This is a genomic window from Acinetobacter sp. 1424608 (genome assembly GCF_000588255.1).
GTDB lineage: Bacteria > Pseudomonadota > Gammaproteobacteria > Pseudomonadales > Moraxellaceae > Acinetobacter > Acinetobacter nosocomialis.
Genome location: NZ_JFXL01000043.1, coordinates 1 through 2772, shown reverse-complemented (window position 1 = coordinate 2772; position 2772 = coordinate 1). Strand labels below are relative to the sequence as shown.

The window sequence follows — 2772 nt, the reverse complement described above, 5'->3', positions numbered from 1 at the left end:
CAAGTCAGTTGCACTTACTGTGTAGTCAGTGCCGTTAACGTTTACGACTGTGCCTACCACTGCATCTGGACCCAACGCTACACGGGCATTAAAGCTGCCATCTGTGCCAAGTTCTGATGCATTGATGATGCCATCAGCATTTAAGTCATCCGGTACTGTAATCGGACCAAGCAAGTTCGCTGCTGCAGTATCTACAGTCACGACCGCGCTACCTGTGCCCACATTACCTGCAGGGTCGGTTGCTGTCACAGTCACAGTATGCGGACCGTCAGCCAACACTGGAAGTGTATTGTCTGCAAGTGTCCAGGTACCGTTACCATTGTTCACCGCAGTATAGTCCACACCATTTACAGTCACGACAACAGTCGCTGCTGGATCGTTCACTGTACCTGTTAATTCAGGCGTACTGTCATTTGTGGTTACATCACTTAAAGCAACTGTCGGCGCTGTCGTATCTAAAGTTACAGTGACATCTGTTGGACTGCTGATGTTGCCTTGCGCATCCACTGCTTGTGCATGGATGATAATTGGGCCATCTGCTGTTACAGCAATCGCTGCTGTGATATAGCCATTGCCAAGGTCAGTTGCACTCACTGTATAGTCAGTGCCATTAACATTCACAACAGTACCCACCGCTGCATCTGGACCCAACGCTACACGCGCATTGAAGCTACCGTCTGTGCCAAGTTCTGATGCATTGATGATACCGTCAGCATTTAAGTCATCCGGTACTGTAATCGAACCAAGCAAGTTCGCTGGTGTGGTATCCACAGTTACAGTGACATCTGTCGGGCTGCTGATATGACCTTGTGAATCCACTGCTTGGGCATGGATGGTAATTGGGCCATCCGCTGTTACAGGAATCGCTGCTGTGATATAGCCATTGCTTAAGTCAGTTGCACTCACTGTGTAGTCAGTGCCGTTAACATTCACAACAGTACCTACCGCTGCATCTGGACCCAATGCTACACGGGCATTAAAGCTGCCGTCTGTGCCAAGTTCTGATGTATTGATGAAGCCATCAGCATTTAAGTCATCCGGTACTGTAATCGGACCAAGCAAGTTCGCTGCTGCAGTATCTACAGTCACGACTGCACTGGTTGTACTTACATTACCTGCCGGGTCGGTTGCTGTCACAGTCACAGTATGTGGACCATCTGCCAACACTGGAAGTGTATTGTCTGCAAGGGTCCAACTACCATTGCCATTGTTCACCGCAGTATAGTTCACACCATTTACAGTCACCACAACTGTCGCAGTTGGATCGTTCACTGTACCTGTTAATTCAGGTGTACTGTCATTGGTGGTGACATCACTTAAACCAACTGTCGGCGCTGTCGTATCGACAGTTACCACAGCATTAGTTGTACCTACATTACCTGCCGGGTCAGTTGCTGTCACAGTCACAGTATGCGGACCGTCAGTCAACACTGGAAGTGTATTGTCTGCAAGGGTCCAGGTGCCATCACCATTGTTCACCGCTGGATAATCCACACCATCTACAGTCACCACAACTTTCGCTGTCGGATCGTTCACTGTACCGGCTAATGCAGGTGTACTGTCATTGGTTAATGCTGTTGTTACTGCAACTGTTGGGGCAACTGCATCTACTACACCTGTGCCAGGTAATGACGGGTTACCCGCTGGGTCAGTCGCTGTCGCTGTTACTGTTTGACCATCAGTCAGGTCACCTGGGTTTGGTACTGTCCACTTACCATCCGGGCCTGCAACTACTGTCGCTGTTGTACCATCCGGGAAGCTCACGGTAACTGTTGAACCAGGTTCTGCTGTACCTGTTACAGGATTAGTTGCATTGATTGGATCAAGTACCGGTGCATTTGGCGCAGTGGTATCTACAGTCACCACAGCATTAGTTGTACCTACATTACCTGCCGGGTCAGTCGCTGTCACAGTCACCGTATGCGGACCGTCTGTCAACACTGGAAGTGTATTGTCTGCAAGGGTCCAAGTGCCATCACCATTATTGGTTGCCGGGTAGTTTACACCATCTACAGTCACCACAACTTTCGCAGTTGGATCATTTACTGTACCGGTTAATGCAGGTGTACTGTCATTGGTTAATGCTGTTGTCACTGCAACTGTTGGGGCAACTGCATCTACTACACCTGTGCCAGGTACTGACGGGTTGCCCGCTGGGTCAGTCGCTGTCGCTGTTACTGTTTGACCATCAGTCAGGTCACCTGGGTTTGGTACTGTCCACTTACCATCCGGGCCTGCAACTACAGTCGCTGTTGTACCATCTGGGAAAGTGACCTTAACTGTTGAACCAGGTTCTGCTGTACCTGTTACAGGATTAGTTGCATTGATTGGATCAAGTACCGGTGCACCTGGTGCTGTCGTATCTACAGTTACCACAGCATTGCCTGTACCCACATTACCTGCCGGGTCGGTTGCTGTCACAGTCACAGTATGTGGACCGTCTGTCAACACTGGAAGTGTATTGTCTGCAAGGGTCCAGGTGCCATCACCATTATTGGTTGCCGGGTAGTTCACACCATCTACAGTCACCACAACTTTCGCTATTGGATCGTTCACTGTACCGCTTAACACAGGTGTGCTGTCATTGGTTAATGTGGTTGTTACAGTTACTGCTGGTGCAACCGCATCTACTGTACCAGTTGATGGTGCTGATGGGTTACCCGCTGGGTCAGTTGCAACAACTGTAACTTTGTCTCCATCTTTAAGATCACCTGGGTTTGGTACTGTCCATTTACCATCCGGGCCTGCAACTACAGTCGCTGTTGTACCATC

At 49.5% G+C, this 2772-nt stretch carries 1 protein-coding gene; it reads right to left on the bottom strand.

Going from position 1 to position 2772, the window contains the following annotated elements; genetic code table 11:
• On the bottom strand, positions 1-2772 hold a 2772-nt coding region (locus J678_RS0104765), incomplete at both ends, for an Ig-like domain-containing protein (RefSeq protein ID WP_228132397.1).